This is a genomic window from Bremerella sp. TYQ1 (assembly GCF_020150455.1).
GTDB lineage: Bacteria > Planctomycetota > Planctomycetia > Pirellulales > Pirellulaceae > Bremerella > Bremerella volcania_A.
In genome coordinates, this window is the sequence record NZ_CP083740.1 from 2,717,215 (window position 1) to 2,738,459 (window position 21,245).

A 21,245-nucleotide genomic window follows, 5' to 3' on the forward strand; every position below is an offset into this window, starting at 1 on the left:
GTCCCACATTTTTCGCCTGGACGAATTCTTTTCTTCGAAATTTAAATCGAAGCATAGTCGTCATTTGCTGGGCTACGGATTCCGACGTACCTTTCAGCGCTAACATTCTCTATCCCCTAGCGCGGTAAATAGCGGGCAGCAGCAGTCAATGACCATGGACCCACACTCCAATACTGGTTCTTATCAGCCTGAAAACGTAACTGGCAATCCAGCGGAAGACTCGATTCACGCCATCTCGAACCTATTGGCGTGGGCCGATGAACCGTTGGAAGATCAGTTTGATCAGATCGACGAGACAGATAACCAACTGATTCAAGTCAGTCTCGGAATCGCGTCAGGTTTGTTTTACTCGCTGCAAGCCAAGCATTTCCCGACCGCTTCGCATTCGCTGCGTGTGGCTAAGCTCTGCTCACGTTGGGCCGCAACGCTCGATCTAGAAGCATTCCAACGTGATCAACTTGAAGTCGCCGCATTGCTGCACGATGTCGGCAAGATTGGCGTCCCAGATTATGTTCTGGCATGCCCAGGCAAGCTGGCTGAAGAAGAGCAAACAGTGATGGATCGTGGCCAAGACATTGGGCTCGAAATCCTTTCGGCATGCTGCGATGGCGAAGAAATCCTAGACATCATTCGCTACAACGCGGCCTGGTATGACGGCACCAAAGGAAGCTTTGAACTTAAAGGGGAAGAGATCCCCTTAGAGGCCCGCATGCTGGCGATCGCTGATGCATTCGACTCGATGACTGTCGATCAGATCTTTCGCCGAGCAAGATCCAAAGATCGTGCACTGGCAGAATTACGATCCTTCGCCGGAACGCAATTCGACCCTGAATTGGTAAGCCATTTCTGCGAACTCCAATCGCGGCCGCTACCAGCGGAGGCTCGCACGACGCGGCAATGGCTGCAAGTCCTCTCCCCAGAGCAAGTCAACAAACATTGGAAAGCGAATCAACAAGGAGCGAATCCTTCTAAGTATCGCCGGCAGACGCCATTTCATGACAGTCTTGTCCGCCACATACATGACGCAGTGATCTATCTGGATATCAATCTGCAGATCCTGGGCTGGAATCAAGCGGCAGAGCGGCTGACAGGTTTGACCCGAGCCGCCGTCGAAGGGCATCAATGGTCAGGCGAAATGATCGGTCTGGCCGATCAACAAGGCCGAAAAATTACGCCCGAATCGGACCCTGTTCGAATGGGAATTGCGGCCGGCACCCAAGGCATGCATCGGCTGTCGATCCGCAATGCGGCCGGAAAATTTGTGACGGTAACCGCTCATATTGTTCCCGTAATTGGAGAAGATGGTACGAAGCTGGGCGTCACGATTCAAATGCACGACACATCTAGTGTCGAATCGCTGGAAGAGCAAATCCAATCGCTTCACTACAAAGCGACACGCGATCCACTGACTGGCCTCGTCAATCGCGCAGAAATGGACCGAGGTCTGGTCGACATGGTTCAGCGGCATACCACCGCCGGTCGAGCTTGCAGCCTGATCATCTGCGATATCGACTTCTTCAAGAAGATCAACGACACCTACGGCCATCAAGCAGGCGATGAAGCGTTAATTTCGTTCGCCAGCTTATTGCAAGAACATGCTCGTACAGCGGACCTATGTGCTCGGTATGGCGGCGAGGAGTTTGTAATCCTTTGCCCGAATTGTAAGAGCGAAGATGCCGCCTCTTTAGCCGAGAAAATTCGCAGCGTTCTTGCTGCCAAGCCGCAATCGGCTCTTGGTGGCAAGAGCATGACGGCAAGCTTCGGCGTCACCGAACTGCAGCGAGGCGATACGGCCGACTCGATGCTCAATCGAGCCGACCGTGCTCTCCTTCAATCGAAGGAAATGGGCCGCAATATCGTGACGCAAATCGGTGGCGGCCTCAAAGAACCTGCCGTGGGTGACCGTCGAAGTTGGTTTAGTCGCCTGTTCGCGCCGAAAGAACCAGAGATTCTCGTCAAACGGGCCATGAAAACCAAAGTACCGTTGAATCTCGCAGCTGAAAAAATTCGCGGCTTTGTGGCGGATCATCGCGCGGAGGTGGTGAGCGTTAGCGACGACTCGATCAAAGTGATGATCGATGGCGAGTCGCTACCCCTTCAACGACGCGTTGCCGATCGTGCGGTCCCGCTGATCATCGACTTGAAGTTCAGCCCCATCACCGGAGAGAATGGTGGGCAGCACACCAAAGTACAGATCTCTATCGCTCCGCGTCGCAACCGTGACCGCCGTAAACGGGATGCCATCGAAAGAGCGCGACATCTGTTGATGAGTCTACAGTCGTACATGGTCGCCTATGAATTTGTCGACACGACGGTAGCGGCAGAAGAAACAAAACCTTCGTGGTGGAACCGTCTCTGGGGACCATCCGCGAAAGGAGAATCGCGATAATTGCCCAAGCGGGTAAAAGCCAAGAGCCACGCTATGAAAACACACAGCGTGGCTCTTTTCGTTTACGTTGAATAACTTGCGTTAGCCGATCAGCTTCTTTAGTTCGGTACCCAGGTCATCCGCTTTGACACGCCATTGTTCAAGCGTATCGCGATGGCGGATCGTCACCGTCTGGTCCTGCATGCTGTCGCCATCGACGGTAATGCAGAATGGCGTTCCTGCTTCGTCCTGTCGACGATAACGACGACCAACGGCCCCCTTCTCGTCGTAGAAGACATTCCAGTCTTTCTTCAGCGAGCGGTAGATGTCTTGTGCCATTTCTGGCATGCCATCCTTCTTCACCAATGGGAAGATCGCCGCTTTGATCGGAGCAATTCGCGGATGAAGCTTCATCACTGTACGAGTCTGCATCTTGCCCTTGTCGTCCGGAGCCTCGTCCTCAGTGAACGCTTCGCACAGAAACGCCAATGTCGCACGATCGGCACCTGCAGAAGGTTCGACCACGTGTGGTACGAAACGCTCGCCGGAGATGTCGTCGCGATACGACAAGTCCTTGCCACTACCGCGATGCTTCGGCTTACCATGTTCATTCAGTTCGACCGTCATCGGATTGGTGCTCGGATCGAGCTTGCCTTCCATGTGACTGCGAAGGTCAAAGTCGCCACGATGGGCGATCCCTTCCAGCTCGCCATATTCCCCTTCAGGTAGGAATGGAAACGCGTATTCGATATCGGCAGTACCGATGGAATAGTGAGCCAACTCTTCCGGGTCATGCTCTCGCAGAATCAGTTTTCCCTTGTCCAAGCCCATGTCTTGATACCACTGGAAGCGACGTTCGCGCCAATATTGATACCAATCTTGCGACGAATCGGGATGGCAGAAGAATTCGATTTCCATTTGCTCGAACTCACGCGAACGGAACGTAAAGTTTCGTGGCGTGATCTCGTTTCGGAAGCTCTTACCGACCTGGGCAATCCCGAATGGTACGCGAACTCGGCTGCTGTCGACGACGTTCTTGAAGTTCACGAAAATCCCTTGAGCCGTTTCCGGACGCAAGAACGCAGCATCGGCGTCGCCACCCAGGGCACCGATAGTTGTCTTGAACATCAAGTTGAACTCTCGCGGTTCGGTCAGCGAACCAAGCGATTTAGCATCCGGGCCGAGTACTTCTTCGAAGCTATCGACGGTAGTTAACGAAGCGAGAGGGCCATCCCACTTCAGTTCGTCGGCGTTCTTCGATCGCATTCCGAAGAATTTCAGAGCCTGGCGTTCGATGTCCGCTTCTGGCGATTCGGAATCGCTTCCGGCCGTGGCAAAGATTTTCTTGCCCTTGGCTTCGACCCAGCGACCTTGGATTTGGTCGTGACGGTAACGCTTTTTCGACTCGCGGCAGTCGACCATGTAGTCGTGGAACAAGTCATAGTGCCCGCTGCACTTCCAGACTTGAGGGTGCATGATGATCGTGCAGTCGAGCCCAGTCATTTCGTAGGCGCTCGGTGCCCCTGGCAGTTTCGCCAAATCATCGTGGCCGGTGACCATATCTCGCCACCAGGCATCCTTAATGTTGCGTTTCAGTTCGACGCCTAAGGGGCCGTAATCCCAAAACCCATTGATACCTCCATAGATTTCGGAAGACTGAAACATGAAACCTCGCCGCTTGCACAACGAGACGAGCTTTTCCATTTCCATGGCGTCGATACTGCTAATTAAGAGTGAATGATTGGCGTAAGTCGTTAAGCTGTAAACGACTTAGTGTACCTCAGGGAGCCCGCAGGCGTCTACGTGGGTCGAAACCACTGGATTCGCTCGTACGGTGACCTGCTTTGCCCTAGAATCTGGACAATCCCCCACCGAAAAGGTTCTTCATCGAGGCAATATGCCGTCAGACCGCGTCAATCCGTTTGAATCCCCTGCCCCAACTTCTGCCGAGTTGGAAGAATCGCCAATTACGGAACTGTTTGAGTATTCATTCACTCCCACGACGGAAGCCGACGTTCGAGAAGCTGCTCCGTCGCTTTCGTTTCGAGCGGCCGTCGCTTGGGCCATACTCAAATCAACGTTGACTGCTGCTATCGCTGCGGCAAGTAGTTTGTTTCTGATTTACTTTGTATCGCTGTTTTTCTTCGGCACAGCACTAAGCTTATCGACGGTTACTTTAGGCAGTTTCTTTGCCGTGGTGATTCATGTTCTTTCGCTTTGGGGGCAGCCGCAGACCTACAACTGTGAACTCTACAAGCAACTCCGCCAATCGCTCGACGCCCGCCAACTCCCCAATAACGTACGGGATTCGGATCCCTACTTTTGCGTGATCGAACATTTCACCGGTCGCAGCACTTGGCCTACCGCCAAGACGGCAGTCGATGCGGGCAATCTGTATGCCTGCCCGACCGAATTGGTGTTAGAAACATCGCATATCAGTTATCACATTCCGATCTCGGCGATTGCTGCTTGCCAACGTGTCGACTTTCGCCGTGGTTTAAAGTACGTGCCGATGATTGGCATTTCGTTTATTACTCCGTCCGGCCAAAAATCACTAGTCCTGCGTGTCGCTTATCTCCCCAATCAACGAAGAAGCCGCCTGACCAGGCTCTTGCGGAACTGCGGACCGACACCTGCGGGTGCCGAAGACTTATGCCGAAAGATCATTACTTGGTGCGAGCAGGTTCACAGCGAGAATCATTCCGACTCCGCTCCACCTGGTTAAGAAGTCCTGACTTTTCTCGAGAAACCTGATTCCGATCCCCATGCGGTGCGGTTATCTGCGATAATACCGTAACGTGACGTCCTGAATCTGAAGTCATCCAGCCGCCATGAGCACCGACCACTCTAATCCGTTTGCGCCACCCCAAGCCGATATCGCTAGCACGACGACACCTACGGCGGAGCAAACCTATCCGCTTACCGCGACGGCTGTGGCGACGATCGAAGATCTCCCTGCTGAACATGACGGCAAAGTTCGTACGCTGGGAATACGCTTTTTAATGGGGGTCGCCAATCTATTTATTCGACTGGCGATTGTGGTGCCGTTCTATTTTGTCGTAGCGTATGTGCCTGCGTGGCTGAACCTGGGCGGCAATGCGTCGCTGGCTATTCTCGGAATTGGAATCATCGTTCTGTTCACGTTGTTGTTTCTGATCAATGCGTTCTGCGAAGATCAATGGTGGGAATACCTGATGCGGCGTCAGGTCCGCAGTCGACCGGAACCATGGCTTTCGTCTGAAGCTCACCGCAGTCGCTACGTCACGTTAACGACAACACAACCACTTCCGATGGCATCGTTTCAGCTTGGCTCGAGCGAAGCTGAAATCATCGATATTGGCCTGCTAGAACTGGACAAGCAGAAAAGCGAAGTTGTGCTCGAGTGCGACAAGCGGCGATACCGCATTCCGCGCAACTCGCTGTTGGCATGTGACGTTCAGCAGATCAAGCTGCAATCACCATGGACTCCCGTCGTTCGTCTGGCTTGTCAAACCAAGGAAGGACCGCTGGAGTTCTGCATCTTGCCTGGCGACAACAATCCTTGGCGCGTGTTCACGACGCGCCATCGCAAACAGCAAGCGGAACAGCTTGCTAGCGACATCGAGGATTTGCCGACGAGCGACTAGACCAAAAAGTCGTCCCAAGGGCCGGTGATCGCAAAGGTAACCCCAGGCGTTTGAATGTTTGCAAACAGCCACTTACCATCAGGGCTGAACGTAGAACCAGCCCACTCTTTGTCGACGTACGAACCCTTGATGCCGTTGTGTTCGCCATTGAGAACAATGTTATTCTCAGCGAAGTTGCTCAAGCGGCCATCCTTCGTCAAAGCCAACATACGCTGCGGAAGAGGATCTTCTCCGGCGTAGTCGTTGTCTTCGCACAGAATCAATCCGCCCAACGGGCTGACGCATAGATTATCGGGCATGTTGAGAATACGCTTGCTGCGCGATTCGTAGAGCAGCGTTACCGTCTGCTTTTGTGGATCGAATTGCCAGATCTGACCGGCCTTGGCAGCACCACCGTCGGTGGCATCAAAGTAGATCAGATCGTTACCGTACCAGCAGCCTTCCAAGCGAGTAAACGTCGAGCCGCCGAGCTTCTTACCTTGATCGAAGACCGATTCAACTTTGGAATCAGGGCTGGTTCGTTCCAACGCTGGATTTGCAATCCGATGCCAACGAACGGGGAACGTCGAGCCATCAGGAAATCCACCTTGCAGATCTTCTTGGCCCACCACTTCGGCGATCTCCAAAATCCCACCGGCAGCGAGCTTGCCTGGCTGATGCGGGCGGAAACGATAGAAACCAGCGTGACTTTGGTCTTCCGTCAGATAGACGTATCCAGTCTTTCGATCAACGGCAACCGCCTCGTGTACAAAGCGTCCCATGTCTTTGATCGGCTCCGCCGTAGCGGTGCCATCGGCAGGCACTTCAAAAACCCAGCCGTGGTTCTTTTCGTAGCGAGCCAGATCGTTGCCATCCTCTGGACCGTTGAGCGTTTCCTCGCACGTCAGCCAGCTCGCCCACGGTGTCACACCGCCGGCACAGTTGCGCACCGTGCCAGAGATAGCACCGTAGCTACTAACGAACTGCTCTCGTCGGGTATCGAAGACCACCTGAGTGCAGCCCCCGGTGGCCGACGGATCAAAGGGACTGCCTTCTTTAAAGTGAAATGCTGGCCCAATCGTGCTCATTTCATGGTTACGAGTGAGAAGGAGTTGATTCCCCTTTTTCCCCACGACCCCCATGCCGTCATGAGCTGGCGGCGTCGGTTGACCGTCAGCCATTTCATCGCCGGTCCAGCCGTAGGACATATAGCGAAAGCCTTCCGGGAGCCGCAGCAAAGGAAGCCCGGTCGCTTCGTCACGAACGGGGATTAATGGCAACGACTGCTTTGCCATTTCACCGAGAGCAGTCCTTTCGCCAAACGTCGACAAGGCACTGCCAACGGCAAAAGCTCCTGCTACAGAAAAGGTATCGCTCAAAAACTCGCGTCGCGATTTCGTCTCGGCCATGGCTGTTTGCTTTGGTGATCGCTAGGAAATGAAGTTGCAATCAGGCAAAAGTACCTAAGACCTAGGCAGCCTGGCAAGTTGCTTCATCAATTCTTAACAGACACTGCGGTATCACGTGGTTGGAACGCTTAGTTTCAGCCCAATAATGGCAACACCCAACAGGGCTACGAAGAATAGCCGAGCGAGGGAAACAGGCTCGTTCAGAATGGTCATGCCCAAAATGGCAGTTCCTGCTGCGCCAATTCCAACCCAAACTGCATAAGCCGTTCCGATCGGCAAGTCCCGAACGGCAACGGACAACAGATACATACTGCCGACAAGTGCAGCAGCAGTGATACAGCTGGGCCAGAAGCGGGTAAAACCTTCGGTATATTTCAGACCGATTGCCCAAACAATTTCCAAGAGACCGGCCGCAAAGAGAATCCACCAAGCCATTTTCAAGCTCCTAAGATCGACATCACGAAATGAAATACTTCGTGCGTCGTCTTATCCTGACCGGGTACGGCGCGTCTCGTCCGGGGCCAAATGAATTGGCCAAGCAATAGAATGTTATTCATCCGCCACAAAATCGCAAGGTCGGCTTACCGTACTTCACGGCTTTCCAAGACTTAGAAGTTAGGCGTCGGAGGTCGGTACTGCGACAGATCGATCGTCTTGAACCAATCAATGGTCTTCTTAAGTCCATCTTCCAATTCGGTGTACGGTTCCCATCCGAGATGCTTCCGAGCCAACGTAATGTCGGGCTGGCGTTGTCTCGGATCGTCAGCCGGCAGATCGGTATAAATCACCTCCGACTTCGATCCAGTCAGCTGGACAACCAATTCCGCGAGCTGCTTGATCGAGAACTCTTTGGGATTCCCGATGTTGATTGGGCCGACTTGATCGGATGCCATCAACTTAATAATGCCGTCGATCAGGTCGTCGCGATAACAGAACGACCGCGTCTGGGCGCCGTTGCCGTAAATAGTAATCGGATCGCCGGTGAATGCCTGGCGGATGAAATTGGAAATCACTCGGCCATCGTACGGATGCATACGAGGTCCGTACGTATTGAAGATTCGCACTATGCGAACCTGAACACCGTTCATTCGGTGATAGTCCATGCAAAGCGTTTCCGCGGCACGCTTCCCTTCGTCGTAGCATGCCCGAATGCCAAGCGTGTTGACACTTCCCCGATAGGTTTCTGGCTGAGGGTGAACTTCCGGGTCACCATAGATCTCGCTCGTCGAAGCAAACAAATATTTCGCGCGACAACGCTTGGCCATGCCCAGCAAGTTGATCGATCCCATCACCGACGTTTTCATCGTCTTGATCGGATTGAACTGATAGTGCCCAGGCGCTGCGGGGCACGCCATGTTGTAGATTTCATCCACTTCGAGCCACAGCGGGTGAATGATATCGTGACGAATCACCTCGAAGTTTGGCTTGGCAAGCAAGTGGGTGATGTTCGACTTTTGGCTCGTAAAGAAGTTATCGACGCAGATGACGTCGTGCCCTTGCTCAACGAGCTGCTCGCAAATCCGCGAGCCGAGAAAGCCAGCGCCGCCAGCCACCAAAATACGTTTGATCTGAGACATAAAAATCAGGTCACTCTCTTGGCGATGCAACAGACGGCTAATTACGACTTAGAAGAATCCACCGAACGTCGGCCTACGGAATAGTACGTGAAGCCATTTTTTTCCATGGCGGCCAGATCGAACAAATTGCGACCGTCGAACACTAGCGGCGAATTCATCTTCGCTTTCAGTTTCTTGAAGTCAGGCGTGCGGTATTCGTTCCACTCTGTATTGATTGCCAGACAGTCAGCCCCTTCGACCGCTTCCATCTCGCTCTTGCAATACTTCTGGATCTTGTCGCCATACAACTCTTGCACATTTTCCATCGCTTCAGGGTCGTGAACGCGAATCTTCGCCCCTTTTTCAACCAAATAGTTCAACAGTTCCAGCGAAGGAGCTTCGCGGATATCGTCGGTCTTCGGCTTGAATGCCAAGCCCCAAACGGCAAACGTCTTACCAGCGACGTCGCCTTGAAAATAGGTATCGATCTTCCGAACCAGCGAAGCCCGCTGATAAACGTTGACCTCATCCACAGCTCGCATGATCTTGGGCTGCAGTTCAAGTGTTTCTGCCAACGACGCCAGAGCTCGCACATCTTTTGGAAAGCAGCTTCCTCCATATCCCAAGCCGGGAAACAGGAACTGAAAACCGATGCGCTGATCGTGCCCCATACCGATGCGTACATCATTGATGTCGGCACCTACTTTTTCGCTGAGATTGGCGATCTCGTTGATGAAGCTGATCTTTGTCGCCAACAGAGCATTCGCGGCATACTTGGTCAGTTCCGAACTCTCGGGGCTCATGAACAGAATGGGCTTTCCGGTTCTGACAAGCGGGGCATGCAGTGTTTGCAGGATTTCTTCGGCAGCTTTGTTTCGTACACCGCACACGACGCGATCAGGATACATGAAGTCCGAGATCGCCGAGCCTTCTTTCAAAAACTCAGGATTGCTTGCGACGTTCATTTCGCGGCCGCACAGCTTCTTCAGCATATCGAAGACTTTGCCGTTGGTTCCGACCGGCACGGTACTTTTGACGACGACTACCGCATCTTCGCGAAGCAGTGGGGCGATTCCTTCGACGACTTTCCAAACAGCAGAAAGATCGGCGGCGCCGCTATCGGACTGCGGCGTCCCGACAGCGATATAAACTACGTCCGCTTCGGGGATAACATCCGCCGCATTGGTCGTAAAGTTCAGCCGGCCTTCTTCATGATTTCGCAGGACCAATTCCGAAAGCCCAGGCTCGTAGATCGGGATGATCCCCTTTTTCAGGCCTTCGACTTTGGCTTCGTTGACATCGATGCACGTAACATCATTTCCCAAGTCGGAGAAACAAGTCCCCGTCACAAGGCCAACGTAGCCTGTCCCAATGACTGCTAGCTTCATCTAACTCAATCCTGCGTGAAATCGACTGAAACGGTAATCGGAATAGTTTACCGCAGTTCGTCAAGGATAACAGGTGAACTAGTTTCCTGAGACAGGGCCTCCCCTTCAATTCCTGCCGGTAGGAGGCAGAAAACGTGTTCTTAACCTGTTAGAGTGTAGGGGAATCTTGCCAAAATGCTTTTACACCGCCCCCACGATGCTTTTCTTCATTCGATCTACTGAGCCCCGATTATGCTTCAACGAGTCGTCTTTTGGTCGATCACTGCTTCACTGGCTGGATTTCTTTTTGGGTTTGATACCGTCGTTATTTCTGGCGCCGAAAAAACCATTCAAGACCTGTGGGACCTCAGCGAATTCCAGCATGGCCTGGCATTAAGCGCCGCCCTGTGGGGAACCGTTATCGGCTCGATGGTCGGTTTTTGGCCGACCGACCATTTCGGACGCCAGAAAACGCTCGTTTCCATCGGGATTCTGTACCTCGTTTCGGCGGTCTGGTCAGCGTTGGCGAACGATCCCTATTCGTTCATGTTGGCTCGTTGGATTGGGGGACTCGGTGTCGGTATTTCGACGGTCACATCGCCTCTCTATATTTCAGAGATCTCACCTCCGAACAATCGCGGCAAGCTGGCCGGGATGTTTCAGTTCAATATTGTCTTTGGCATTCTCATCGCGTTTCTGTCGAATGCCTTGATCGCTCAATGGTTCTCCTCGCCTGGCTCAGCGGAAGAAGCCAACAACGCCTGGCGATGGATGTTAGGTGTCGAGGCTGTTCCCGCACTGATCTATTCGATTTCCTGTTTCTTCCTACCGGAAAGTCCTCGCTGGCTAATTGCTCGCAAAGGAGAACGGGAAGAAGGGATCAAGATCTTGCGTCAAATCATGCCTGACAATTCGCCGGGCGAAGTTGAAGCGGTAGCGGACGAAATCGAAATTGCGGCCCAACAAACGTCCGCGTCCGGCAATCTCCTGCAAGCGAAACTTCGTGTGCCGATCGTGCTGGCATTTCTGATCGCCTTCTTCAATCAAATGTCAGGCATCAACGCGGTTCTTTTCTTCGCCCCACGCATCTTCGAGCTAACCGGGCTCGAAAAAGAAACGGCCCTGCTGACTTCCGTCGGTATCGGAGTGACCAACTTAATTTTTACGTTTATTGGTTTAGCGTTGATCGATCGTCTCGGTCGACGAACACTCATCCTGATTGGTTCAGTTGGCTATATCCTTTCTTTGGGTATGTGCTCGTGGGGTTACTACAGTGGAAACGTCGGGATCGTGCCGCCCTGCATCTTTGCATTCATTGCCGCCCACGCCGTTGGGCAAGGAGCCGTCATCTGGGTCTTCATTTCAGAGATCTTCCCCAATCGCTATCGAGCTGGCGGTCAGGCCCTCGGCAGCTTTACGCATTGGTTCTTCGCCGCGGCACTGACCCTAGTGTTTCCGACCATGGTCACCACCCTTCCCACCTCGGCCGTGTTCGCAATCTTTTGCGGCATGATGGTCCTTCAACTGCTGTGGGGCATATTCCTAATGCCAGAAACGAAAGGCGTTCCGCTGGAGGAAATTGAACGCAAACTCGGCATTCACGAATGATCCGCTTCAATGCGGTGTCGATGGCGTTGGTATAGTTCAGTCATTCGCCGAAGATGCTCTTGAGGCGAAGCGTGACTGCCATGATTCGGCAGCACTCCGTCAGGCTTTAGCGCAAGAGCTTTGCCGATACTGCGTAGGTTCTGATCCGAGTCCGCATTGAAAATATCGAGCGGAAGCCGCGCGGATCCGGTGTAGCTAACAAACAAATCGCATGTCAAAAGCAGGCGGGCTTCTTCAATCCAAAAACCGACATGCCCTGCCGTGTGGCCTGGCAAATGAACGACCTTCATCCCTGAAAAGATATTCAGTTGATCTCCATCTTTCAGCCAATGGTCTGGAGTAAACTTGCGATACGCGAGTGCCACGCGTCCGATCGCTTCCAGCCAACCGGTAACGCGCGACTGCCCACGGTATTTCGGTCGACCAGCGTAATGATCCGCATCCAGCTTTGGCGCGGCGATCCAGGCCTGATGCGTTTCTGCCAGATAGCGGACATTCAAAATATGATCGAGATGTCCATGCGTAACAATGATGCCGCAAATCGGTTCTCGCTGCCAACCATGTAATCGCAACGTTTTCTGTAACAAGCGAATACCACCGATAAAACCCCCATCGACGATATACAGCCCCCGCTCGTCTCGCAGGACGAAAAAATTCAGTGCCGGAGCTCGCACTTCCAGAATGCCGGGATGGATAATTGCCATCGAATGAGTTACTTGCAGAAACGGATCGTTCGCGGGTATCTGTCTTAACGCAGATGCGTCGAGCAATTAACGTGTTGCCTAAGTCGACTTTCTGCGGTTGGCGACGCGAAACACACCATGACGCACAGGATAAACGTTACGTGACCTCAACAACATCGGTCCCACGGGTTGTTATCGCCGGGGGCAGTGGTTTTCTCGGCGTTTCGCTTGCCGATCATCTTTTGAAACGTGGCTGGCAAGTCGACATCCTCTCGCGAAGCCCTCCTAAAGCAAGTGCTCCATGGCGGCATTTTGCCTGGGACGGGCGAACGCTCGGCGATTGGAGCGAATGCCTTGAAGGCTGTACCGCCTTGGTCAATCTCGCTGGCCGCAGCGTCGACTGCATTAAAACGGTTGCGAACCAGGATGAAATCCTTCGATCCCGGATCGAATCGACACGCGTCCTGGGGCAAGCCATGCGGTCGCTTGATTTGCCACCTCCGGTTTGGGTTCAAATGAGCACAGCTCATATCTATGGAGATCCGCTGACTCAGCTGTGCACGGAATCGTCGGCCTACGGACTGGGTCTCGCACCGACGGTAGGACAAGCGTGGGAAGCAGAGTTCGATGATGCGAAACTTTCTTCCCAGCGAGGCATGATTCTCCGTACCAGTTTCGTCGTCGGTCGAAATCGCGGATGCGGCGGAGGCGCGTTGGATCGGCTTGCCTTGCTCACACGCATCGGACTTGGAGGCCGTATCGGAAGCGGTAAACAAGGCTTCAGTTGGATTCACGAAGCCGACATGAATCGGCTGTTTCAGCGTGCCATTACGAACGATTCGATGCACGGCGTTTATATCGCCTCGTCACCCAACCCCGTATCGCAGGCCACGTTCATGAAGGCTTTACGCACAGCGATTGGCAATCCTATTGGGCTGCCGGCGTTTTCGTGGATGGTCCGAATTGGTGCCCCGCTCTTTCTTCGCACCGATCCCGATCTTGCACTGTATGGTCGTTACGTCTGTTCCGAGCGACTTGCTGCGGAAGGCTTTGAATTTACATTCGCTGAAATCGGTCCAGCATTGCAAGATCTTTTTCAGGGCTGATGCTTTGCCGAATGGGTCGTCGACCGCCTACTGTACTTCGGTCCAGCGAATGATGCGAATCCCATTCACCTGGTAGCCATCGGCGAGCTCTTGAATTTCACTGGCACACAGGGCTCGGCTGAAAATGCGGACATCATCGACGCGTCCGTCCAAGTAATCTCCCGAAGAATTGTAGACCCCTTCGCCGATCTTGAACGCGTAGCCGCTGCTTCCGTAGGTTCCACCTCCGATCGAAGTGCCCCCGACACCGACCAGTTCGCCGTTGACGTAAACGTACAACGAAGTCCCATCTCCAACGGCAGCGATGTGGGTCCAACGGCCAGTGTTGAGTTCGCCGTCTACGTTGACAAAGCCACCGTTTGATGTCCAAAAGTGAATGCGGTTGGATGTCTGATTCAAGCCAAACTCGACCACGTCGTTCTGTCCGAAGAATGATCGATTGTTGGTCAACGAGTCCAACCGAACCCAACCGGCCAATGTGAACTGCGTCAAGTTGCTCAGCAAGCTTCGTTCGCTGGAAACATACTGCGTCGTCCCATCCAGTTCGATCGCGGTTCCTAGCTCATCCGAGTTCGGCCCGCTGGCACCTAAACTTGGGGCTCCGTAGTAGGTTCCATGCAACTGGGCAAGCGATGAATCCAATGCGACCGAGCCGTTCAATTCATCCAAACGATAGTGAGCCAAAACGCCGGATAACTCCAAGATCTCTGGCGTCAAAATCTTGCGATTGTAGATCCGAAAGTCCCGCATGGAGCCTTGCCAATATTCGGTTGAACCTGTTCGGGTACCGAAGGATAGCGTGGCCGCGGTTTGCGGAGTCATATCGACTGATGACGTTCCACTTCGGTGCAGTTCGCCATTCAAGTAAATCGCATAGGTTTCGTCTTCGGTGTCATAGGTCGCCACGATGTGGTACCACTTCGCTTCGACCAACGGCTCATTCGTGGCAAAGCCAGCCGCATGGCCTTCGACGGTCACGTCGCAAAAAAGTGTTCCGTCGGTTGCCTGTCGCATCTCGAAGTCGCCGCCAACGCCCCACAATCGTTGATGGGCATTGGCCGGAGCTGTGCTTTGAAACCAAAATGCGATGGTCCCTTCCGCAGGAGGCGTGAACGTGGCATCGGTCGCCGCGAAGTCATTCGCCCCGTCGAATGCAACCGCCACATTGCCTACGCAATCGGTCGTCCATGTTGCACCGTTCAGTGTTGCGTTGTTGCCGAAAGCCGTGCTATCGGCAGCGATGGTTCCTGTCGCTTCGTCGAATTTCCAGTGCCCGATCAACCCATGCAGCTCGGCGACTTCTTCCGCGTCTAACTCGTAGTTGTAAATTCGCAGGTCATCAATTGTGCCGTTGTATCGCTCGGTGCTTAAGCCGGTTCGTGAACCAACTGAAAGGTAATTGGCCGACTGATCCACCAAGCCGTAGCTACCAGCTTTGTGCAGTTCGCCATCGAGGTAAATCGCATAGGTATCGTCGACCGAATCGTACACGCCGACCACGTGGTACCAGCGATCTCGCTCGACCAACGTAATGTCAGTGACGAACCCACTGACGGTGCCGCCAATCCCCAAATCGAATGCGAGCCGTCCATCGGCCAACAGTGCTACTTCCCAGTCTTCTCCCGTTCCCAACAGGCGTTCGATCCCCGCCAAAGCGTCGTCACGCTTCATCCAAAATGCGACCGTTCCTCGCGCAGGCGGATCGTAATGGGCGTTGGAGCGGATGTCGTTGGAACCGCTAAAATCAATCGCCCCGTCCCGTGGTCCAGTCGTCCATTGTGGTGTTCCGGTTTGAAAGGCGCCATGCCGATAATTTCCGGACGCATCAGCCACATTCGCTCCGGAACCATCGTCCAGTCGCCAATGCAATTCCAACTGTTCCATCGATTGACGAGCCCAGTTGAGTGCTTCCTGAACCACCGCCAGGCCGTTGCTATTGAGTGAAGCCCAGACAAAATTGTTACCGCCGAATGGCATCCGCACGCGTCGACCAGCGGCGGCCGAGTTACCATTGATCGTATTGGCTAGTGCCGCGCCTTTTTCAATCGTACCAACGGTCACAGGCCCGGTGTTTGTCGTCCTGGCCATCACCGTTAACCCTGGGGCTAACGTGCCGTTCATCTGCGAAAGTGGCTGCGAGGACGAGACGATTGTCAGCGTGGAATTGAATTGCGTCAGGTAAATCTGTGTCCCGGATCGCTCCGATCCTACGGCGTCGGAAAAGCCGAGATCGTCATCTAACAGGTTCTCTTCGTTGATCACCCCGATCGGTGCCAGGCGTAGCTTTGTGTTGAGGTCGCCACTGACGACGTCCTCGGGAATGTAAGCCACGACGGCGGAGGCGACGGCGTTGTCGATTTCAAGTTGGGATGACCCGGCCCAAACGGTTGTCACGGTGTAGCCCCACGACTGAAACGAACTGCGTCGGGCCGACTCTTCGCTGGTCAAGCTGCCGTTCTGAGAAGTCACCAGCAACACTGTCTGGGCATGCGTTTTCGCCGCGGAAATCGCCACGAGTGCGAAAACCACCGAAAAAACAAGCCTTTTAAGCCATGCCAGCCGAGCCATCAGGACGCCTTACTGAGAGACCAATTCACAATATCAGGTCTTCAAAGATAGGTCAGTCCCAGCGTATTTCAAATCACTACAATCGGTACGACCAGACACACTTCGTATTGTAACAGACTTTCCAAGCGTTCCCTTTGCTGCGTTGAAATCGCGCCTTCTCAGTCGCAATTTGGGCTTCGATAACTGGCATACCTCGCGCAGAGGTCGCGTAAACTTTCTCGACACTTGGACAATACTTCGTTAAAATGCGCGCATCGCTCAGACGCCATCCAACGTAACTCGTTCCTGCCGGGCGTTTCCCCCCAATCCGCCACTCATTCGGTGGCCGGCTGCCGTTAAAAGCGCCCCATCGGATAGCTGCGGTCGAATGCATCTTCCACGAACTTGTGGATGTCTCGCGAGGTCGGTTCACGCGTCGGCAAATCGTCACTCAAAAAGCGATCTCGAATCTCGGCCATCTGCTCGCTCCGATTATGAGCTGCGGTCAGCACACCATTGGCGAAGATCAACTCGTGAACCGTTTCGTATTTCCATGCGGGATGAAAACCCATGTGGACGTACAGTTCCTCAATGAAACGGTCGGCGATCAAAAGACCGCCCGAGTATTCGAGATGAAAGTTGATGTCCAGATAGTGATTGTTGAACCAGTCATCCTCGTCGTCTTTCGGCTTCGGCGAGATGCCATTGATCACTGGTCCCTGAATCGGTCGCATCTCTTCGTCATCGCTACACAGTTGGGTGTGCAGATTGATCAGTGCTACGTGCTGATCGACGACACCGAAATCGGCCAAGTACCCTCGCCAACAGGCAGAGCATGTTCCGACTGGCTTCAGTTCCAAGACCGATGGATCGAACAGTTCGCCTTCGCTGATGCCTGCGATGCAGTAAGAGTCTCCTTGGTATTGAAACACATCGTTGATTTGTGCGGTCATCGCTTGTTCCTTGGATAAAAAATGAAGGCGTCGCTAGTCGCGCCAACCGCTGCTGAACCAGGGCGTATCAATCTGATGATCTAGCCGAAGCCACAATATCAGCTGCGCGGCGTGGTGCTGAATATGACGCACGTTGTAAACGTGAAGTTCGGCTCGGCTAAAACTCTTCCGCGGAAACTGGCACGCCGCAGCTAGATCGTCGGCCGATTCGTTGATCAACGTCTCGTTCACTTTGGCATGGCAAAAGTCGAGATAATGGAGGATCGCTTCTTTTTCATAATGCTGTATCTGAACGCGAGGCTCCATCTCTTCGTAGTCGCGAAACAGCGTTTCGTTCTGCTGATGATACGGCTGCTGCTTGAGTTGATCGGGGTGCAAACAAAGATAAACGTCGGTGAAGAACAACGTATGAAACGCGACTTGATCGAACGTCATGTTCGCCACTGGTTTTTGCCAGGCCGCCTCGGGGCACTCGGTCACGCAGTGACGCAGCGTACTTAGGGCGGCTTCGTATTGATGGACAAGCAGTTGGTTCAACAAGTCAGCCATGACTTTTCTCCGAGACGAAACAAACAGCGAGATGTGCTCGCGTAGCGCATCGTAACACCTTTGTGAACGCTCGCCCATGAATCGGTATTCCGCAACGGCGAAGGCATTGATACGGCCACGACATTCTTATAAGCTTTTGAATGTCATCCATGAAGGTTTTATGAAGCCCTGCCCCCATTCCCACCGAAAGAGAGATGCCGTATGTCTCGAATTAGCGTCGTGCTGTTGACGGCTGTCGTTGCGATTGGATGTGGGCGATCCTCTTCGACCGAGAAACTGACAATCACCGGTTCCAGCACTGTGGCCCCGCTTGTTTCTGAAATTGCCAAGCGGTACGAAGCGGCCCATCCTGGGGTGCAAATCGATGTTCAGACCGGCGGCACCGGCAAGGGCATTGCCGACGTACGGCAAGGGATCGCTGGCATTGGGATGGCAAGCCGCAACTTGAAACCGGATGAAGACGACCTGACCGCGCATGCGCTGGCCAGCGATGGCGTGGGGATGATTGTCCATGCCGAGAACGGTGTCGGCGAACTGACGCAGGCACAGATTCTTCAAATCTATCGCAATGAAGTGAATAACTGGCAGGAACTGGGGGGCGAGAATCTTCCGATTCAAGTCGTGCATAAAGCGGAAGGACGTGCGACACTGGAAGTGTTTCTCAACCACTTCCAAATCGAAAATCCCAGCATTCAACCTGACGTGATTGTGGGGCACAACGAACAAGGCATCAAAACGGTTGCCGGCGCCCGCGGATCGATCGGTTACGTTTCGATCGGAACGGCCGAAGCCAACATCGAAGCAGGCGTGCCGATCAAGCTGCTTCCGCTGGAGGGCATCGAAGCGACTACGGAAACGGTCGCCTCCGGTTCGTTCCCCATGAGTCGTCCGCTGCTGCTGATCACCCAAGGCGAGCTGACTCCTGTGGCGGCTGATTTTCTGAAATTCGCTCAGTCCGAAGAGGTGCACGACCTGATCAGGGAGAATTATTTTGTCCCGTCCGCTCGCTGATCGGTGGCTCAGCTTCACGACATCGGCCGCCGCGTTTGTTGCCGGCTCGGTCGTTTTGTTGGTGCTGACCTTTTTGCTACAGGAAGCATGGCCGGCGTTATCTCGAATTGGTCTCACCCGTTTTGTTACCGACGATGGTTGGTACCCTTCGTCGGACCGGTTCAATTTTCTACCGATGCTCACCGCAACGCTGCTGACTACGGCGGGGGCTGTGGCGATCGCCGCGCCCCTGGGAATTGGGTCGGCGATCTTCAGCCAGTTTTACGCCCCGGCGATGCTTTCCGCGTGGTATCGACGCCTGGTACAACTGCTCGCTGGTATTCCTTCGGTCGTGTATGGGTTGTGGGGGTTGGTCGTTTTGGTCCCGATCATGGCTCAGCTCGGCGGAACCGGACAGGGACTTCTGACAGCAACAACAGTGTTGGCGTTGATGATTTTGCCCACGGTTGCCCTAACGGCTGAAGTTGCGTTAGCCGCCGTTCCGCCGGAACAACTTCAAGGAGCCGCCGCGCTAGGGCTTGGCCGCTGGGCGATTGCCAAAGGTGTCGCCATGCCATCGGCTCGTCGCGGAATCGGGGCTGGCGTGATGCTGGCCACCGCACGCGCATTAGGCGAAACGATGGCCGTATTGATGGTGGCGGGCAACGTGGTGGCAATGCCAACTTCGTTGACGGGTCCGGTACGCACACTCACCGCGAACATCGCCAGTGAAATGGCCTACGCTTCGGCCGATCATCGTTCGGTACTGTTCGTCAGTGGTTTGCTGCTGATGGCTGCGGTCGGCGTCATTGTGCTTGGCGTGGAATGGCTGCGAAGGAGGCACGATGCTTAACGCGCGCAGCAAAGAACAACTCGCAGGCATTCTGCTTGGCGGCATCGCACTGCTGATTGTCGCGGTGTTGGCTTGGATTTTGATCGATATCGCCTGGCGGGGCTGGTCGCATTTATCGTGGGAATTTCTGACCGGCGAAGTCGAAGCCTCCGGCAAGCAAGGAGGCATCGCGCCGCTGATCGTTTCGACGCTGGCGATCTTGGGGGTCGCATTCGTCGTCGCGGTGCCGCTTTCGTTGGCCGCGGCAATTTGGCTGGTCGAACATACTCGCACCAACTCGACGGCCGGGCGTTGGATTCGAGTCAGTCTCGACGCGCTGGCTGCGGTGCCGTCGATTGTGTTTGGCTTGTTCGGCAACGCATTTTTCTGCGTGCTGTTGGGAATGGAGTATTCGATTTTAAGTGGTGGGCTAACGCTTGCTTGCATGCTGCTGCCAATTGTGACGCGAGTCAGTGAAGAAGCCTTACGAGCGGTACCGCACGAATATCGACTAGGGGCCGCCGCCGTCGGTTTAAGTCGCTCGACGACCCTGTTTCGGATCTTGCTTCCCGCGGCGGCGCCGGCCATGGCGGCAGGCGTGGTTTTAGGAATCGGCCGGGCGCTTGCTGAAACGGCCGCGTTGATCTTCACCGCGGGAACCGTCACGCGGATGCCGACGTCGGTGATGGACTCAGGCCGTTCGCTGAGCGTGCATGTGTACGAAGTCGCGATGAACGTCCCAGGCGGAGACTATGCGGCTTACGCCACCGCGCTGGTGCTCGTTGGTTTGCTGTTGGTGATCAATGCGACCGCCGTCGGCTTGATCCGTTTGGCCACGCCAGATGGGAAAGGACTTTCCTCACGATGATTCGCACCGAAGCTTTGAGCGTACATTACCGAAACATCACCGCTGTACGTGACGTGACGTTGGCGGTTCCGCAAGGACATGTCACCGCGATCGTTGGGCCATCTGGCTGCGGCAAAAGCAGCTTCCTGGCGGTACTCAACCGTATGACCGACTGGATCGATGGCGCGTCGGTCAGCGGACGTGTGATGATCGACGACCAGGACATTTACAGCGCGGACGTCGATCCTTCGCAGCTGCGGCGTCGCGTGGGAATGATCTTCCAAAAACCGAACCCGTTCCCCCTTTCCGTCCGACAGAACATTCAGCTAGCCCTGAGAGAACATGGCGAGCGACGCAAGTCAGAGCTGGACCGGATAATGGAGGAAGTCTTAGCCGATGTCGGTTTGTGGGACGAAGTCAAGGATCGGCTTGATCGCCCTGCCCTGCAGCTTTCCGGCGGCCAACAACAGCGGCTCTGCTTGGCACGAGCATTGGCTTTGCAGCCAGAAACGCTCTTGATGGACGAGCCATGCAGTGCGCTCGACCCGATTGCCTCGGCCAAAGTGGAACAGCTGATCGAAGGCCTTCGTCGGCGTTATACGGTGCTGATTGTGACCCATAACCTGGCCCAGGCACGTCGAATTGCGGACGACGTGGCGGTCTTTTGGGTGTGCGACGGGGCGGGTCAGATGATCGAGTTTGGCACCGCCGAAAAGGTGTTTGCGGGGCCGGATAATCGGACCGCGGCGGCCTATTTAAGTGGGATTCAGGGGTAACGCTCGCGGGAACCCGCCTATCCTTGCCGGGCATGTTGGGATATGATAG

Annotated in this window: 18 protein-coding genes and 1 riboswitch; of the genes, 9 read left to right on the plus strand and 9 right to left on the minus strand. The window is 54.4% G+C overall.

The annotated features are described in order from the left end of the window. The first annotated feature begins 148 nt into the window (after positions 1–148). On the plus strand, positions 149–2,389 hold the full coding sequence (locus tag LA756_RS10525; RefSeq protein WP_224439836.1) for a diguanylate cyclase: 2,241 nt from the start codon (positions 149–151) through the stop codon (positions 2,387–2,389). Positions 2,390–2,470: 81 nt separating this feature from the next. On the opposite strand, the gene LA756_RS10530 is transcribed toward LA756_RS10525, so the two are convergent. Next, the gene (locus tag LA756_RS10530) at positions 2,471–4,072 is read right to left on the minus strand and encodes a glycine--tRNA ligase (RefSeq protein WP_224439837.1); all 1,602 of its coding nucleotides are present in this window, start codon (positions 4,070–4,072) and stop codon (positions 2,471–2,473) included. Positions 4,073–4,265: 193 nt separating this feature from the next. Here LA756_RS10530 and LA756_RS10535 point away from each other — a divergent pair, with 193 nt between their 5' ends. Together LA756_RS10535 and LA756_RS10540 are read left to right on the plus strand one after the other, a co-directional pair. Continuing rightward, positions 4,266–5,093 carry a hypothetical protein gene (locus tag LA756_RS10535; RefSeq protein WP_224439838.1) on the plus strand — a complete coding sequence of 276 codons (828 nt, stop codon included), beginning with the start codon at positions 4,266–4,268 and terminating at the stop codon, positions 5,091–5,093. A 106-nt stretch (positions 5,094–5,199) separates the two neighbouring features. Continuing rightward, positions 5,200–5,994, plus strand: a complete 795-nt coding sequence (locus LA756_RS10540; RefSeq protein WP_224439839.1) for a hypothetical protein — start codon at positions 5,200–5,202, stop codon at positions 5,992–5,994. Here the strand turns inward: LA756_RS10540 and LA756_RS10545 are convergent. The 4 genes from LA756_RS10545 to LA756_RS10560 all read right to left on the minus strand — a co-directional run bounded on the left by LA756_RS10545 (position 5,991) and on the right by LA756_RS10560 (position 10,326). Continuing rightward, the gene (locus tag LA756_RS10545; RefSeq protein ID WP_224439840.1) at positions 5,991–7,382 is read right to left on the minus strand and encodes an alkaline phosphatase PhoX; all 1,392 of its coding nucleotides are present in this window, start codon (positions 7,380–7,382) and stop codon (positions 5,991–5,993) included. The genes LA756_RS10540 and LA756_RS10545 overlap by 4 nt on opposite strands. 111 nt (positions 7,383–7,493) lie before the next feature. Beyond that, complete coding sequence (gene sugE, locus LA756_RS10550; RefSeq protein ID WP_224439841.1) at positions 7,494–7,817, minus strand: quaternary ammonium compound efflux SMR transporter SugE; 324 nt, start codon at positions 7,815–7,817, stop codon at positions 7,494–7,496. 40 nt (positions 7,818–7,857) lie between these two features. Then, a riboswitch (guanidine-III (ykkC-III) riboswitch) is annotated at positions 7,858–7,922 on the minus strand. Positions 7,923–7,990: 68 nt separating this feature from the next. After that, positions 7,991–8,959, minus strand: a complete 969-nt coding sequence (locus LA756_RS10555; protein WP_224439842.1) for a UDP-glucuronic acid decarboxylase family protein — start codon at positions 8,957–8,959, stop codon at positions 7,991–7,993. 41 nt (positions 8,960–9,000) lie between these two features. Further along, positions 9,001–10,326 carry a UDP-glucose/GDP-mannose dehydrogenase family protein gene (locus tag LA756_RS10560; protein WP_224439843.1) on the minus strand — a complete coding sequence of 442 codons (1,326 nt, stop codon included), beginning with the start codon at positions 10,324–10,326 and terminating at the stop codon, positions 9,001–9,003. 231 nt (positions 10,327–10,557) lie between these two features. Here LA756_RS10560 and LA756_RS10565 point away from each other — a divergent pair, with 231 nt between their 5' ends. Further along, the gene (locus LA756_RS10565) at positions 10,558–11,913 is read left to right on the plus strand and encodes a sugar porter family MFS transporter (RefSeq protein ID WP_224439844.1); all 1,356 of its coding nucleotides are present in this window, start codon (positions 10,558–10,560) and stop codon (positions 11,911–11,913) included. Here the strand turns inward: LA756_RS10565 and LA756_RS10570 are convergent. Further along, positions 11,904–12,683, minus strand: a complete 780-nt coding sequence (locus LA756_RS10570; protein WP_224439845.1) for an MBL fold metallo-hydrolase — start codon at positions 12,681–12,683, stop codon at positions 11,904–11,906. The two genes, LA756_RS10565 and LA756_RS10570, sit on opposite strands and share 10 nt — an antisense overlap. A gap of 74 nt (positions 12,684–12,757) precedes the next feature. Here LA756_RS10570 and LA756_RS10575 point away from each other — a divergent pair, with 74 nt between their 5' ends. Next, positions 12,758–13,702, plus strand: coding sequence for a TIGR01777 family oxidoreductase (locus tag LA756_RS10575; RefSeq protein ID WP_224439846.1), 945 nt, complete (start codon positions 12,758–12,760; stop codon positions 13,700–13,702). Positions 13,703–13,729: 27 nt separating this feature from the next. Here LA756_RS10575 and LA756_RS10580 read toward each other — a convergent pair whose 3' ends face one another. The 3 genes from LA756_RS10580 to LA756_RS10590 form a co-directional block, all read right to left on the minus strand. Continuing rightward, positions 13,730–16,231, minus strand: coding sequence for a LamG domain-containing protein (locus LA756_RS10580; protein ID WP_224439847.1), 2,502 nt, complete (start codon positions 16,229–16,231; stop codon positions 13,730–13,732). A gap of 374 nt (positions 16,232–16,605) precedes the next feature. Continuing rightward, on the minus strand, positions 16,606–17,202 hold the full coding sequence (locus LA756_RS10585) for a hypothetical protein (RefSeq protein WP_224439848.1): 597 nt from the start codon (positions 17,200–17,202) through the stop codon (positions 16,606–16,608). 33 nt (positions 17,203–17,235) lie between these two features. Next, positions 17,236–17,751, minus strand: coding sequence for a DinB family protein (locus tag LA756_RS10590; RefSeq protein WP_224439849.1), 516 nt, complete (start codon positions 17,749–17,751; stop codon positions 17,236–17,238). A gap of 201 nt (positions 17,752–17,952) precedes the next feature. On the opposite strand from LA756_RS10590, the gene LA756_RS10595 reads away from it, so the two are divergent. From LA756_RS10595 to LA756_RS10610, 4 genes are read left to right on the plus strand one after another with little or no spacing between them, the layout of a single operon-like run. Beyond that, positions 17,953–18,762, plus strand: a complete 810-nt coding sequence (locus tag LA756_RS10595) for a phosphate ABC transporter substrate-binding protein (RefSeq protein ID WP_224439850.1) — start codon at positions 17,953–17,955, stop codon at positions 18,760–18,762. Then, the gene (gene pstC / locus LA756_RS10600) at positions 18,743–19,594 is read left to right on the plus strand and encodes a phosphate ABC transporter permease subunit PstC (protein ID WP_224439851.1); all 852 of its coding nucleotides are present in this window, start codon (positions 18,743–18,745) and stop codon (positions 19,592–19,594) included. Before LA756_RS10595 ends, pstC begins: the two co-directional genes overlap by 20 nt. Continuing rightward, on the plus strand, positions 19,587–20,441 hold the full coding sequence (pstA, locus tag LA756_RS10605) for a phosphate ABC transporter permease PstA (protein WP_224439852.1): 855 nt from the start codon (positions 19,587–19,589) through the stop codon (positions 20,439–20,441). The genes pstC and pstA overlap by 8 nt, the downstream gene beginning before the upstream one ends. After that, entirely contained in the window at positions 20,438–21,196 is a 759-nt protein-coding gene (locus tag LA756_RS10610) for a phosphate ABC transporter ATP-binding protein (protein WP_224439853.1), read from the plus strand. The genes pstA and LA756_RS10610 overlap by 4 nt, the downstream gene beginning before the upstream one ends. Positions 21,197–21,245: the final 49 nt, after the last annotated feature.

Bases quoted from the DNA above. Each gene is read 5' to 3' on its own strand.
- LA756_RS10565 (WP_224439844.1), top strand. From the start codon at position 10,558: ATGCTTCAACGAGTCGTCTTTTGGTCGATCACTGCTTCACTGGCTGGA.
- LA756_RS10595 (WP_224439850.1), top strand. From the start codon at position 17,953: ATGTCTCGAATTAGCGTCGTGCTGTTGACGGCTGTCGTTGCGATTGGA.
- LA756_RS10560 (WP_224439843.1), bottom strand. From the start codon at position 10,326: ATGAAGCTAGCAGTCATTGGGACAGGCTACGTTGGCCTTGTGACGGGG.
- LA756_RS10535 (WP_224439838.1), top strand. From the start codon at position 4,266: ATGCCGTCAGACCGCGTCAATCCGTTTGAATCCCCTGCCCCAACTTCT.
- LA756_RS10530 (WP_224439837.1), bottom strand. From the start codon at position 4,072: ATGGAAAAGCTCGTCTCGTTGTGCAAGCGGCGAGGTTTCATGTTTCAG.
- sugE (WP_224439841.1), bottom strand. From the start codon at position 7,817: ATGGCTTGGTGGATTCTCTTTGCGGCCGGTCTCTTGGAAATTGTTTGG.
- LA756_RS10585 (WP_224439848.1), bottom strand. From the start codon at position 17,202: ATGACCGCACAAATCAACGATGTGTTTCAATACCAAGGAGACTCTTAC.
- LA756_RS10525 (WP_224439836.1), top strand. From the start codon at position 149: ATGACCATGGACCCACACTCCAATACTGGTTCTTATCAGCCTGAAAAC.
- pstA (WP_224439852.1), top strand. From the start codon at position 19,587: ATGCTTAACGCGCGCAGCAAAGAACAACTCGCAGGCATTCTGCTTGGC.
- LA756_RS10590 (WP_224439849.1), bottom strand. From the start codon at position 17,751: ATGGCTGACTTGTTGAACCAACTGCTTGTCCATCAATACGAAGCCGCC.
- LA756_RS10610 (WP_224439853.1), top strand. From the start codon at position 20,438: ATGATTCGCACCGAAGCTTTGAGCGTACATTACCGAAACATCACCGCT.
- LA756_RS10540 (WP_224439839.1), top strand. From the start codon at position 5,200: ATGAGCACCGACCACTCTAATCCGTTTGCGCCACCCCAAGCCGATATC.
- LA756_RS10555 (WP_224439842.1), bottom strand. From the start codon at position 8,959: ATGTCTCAGATCAAACGTATTTTGGTGGCTGGCGGCGCTGGCTTTCTC.
- LA756_RS10545 (WP_224439840.1), bottom strand. From the start codon at position 7,382: ATGGCCGAGACGAAATCGCGACGCGAGTTTTTGAGCGATACCTTTTCT.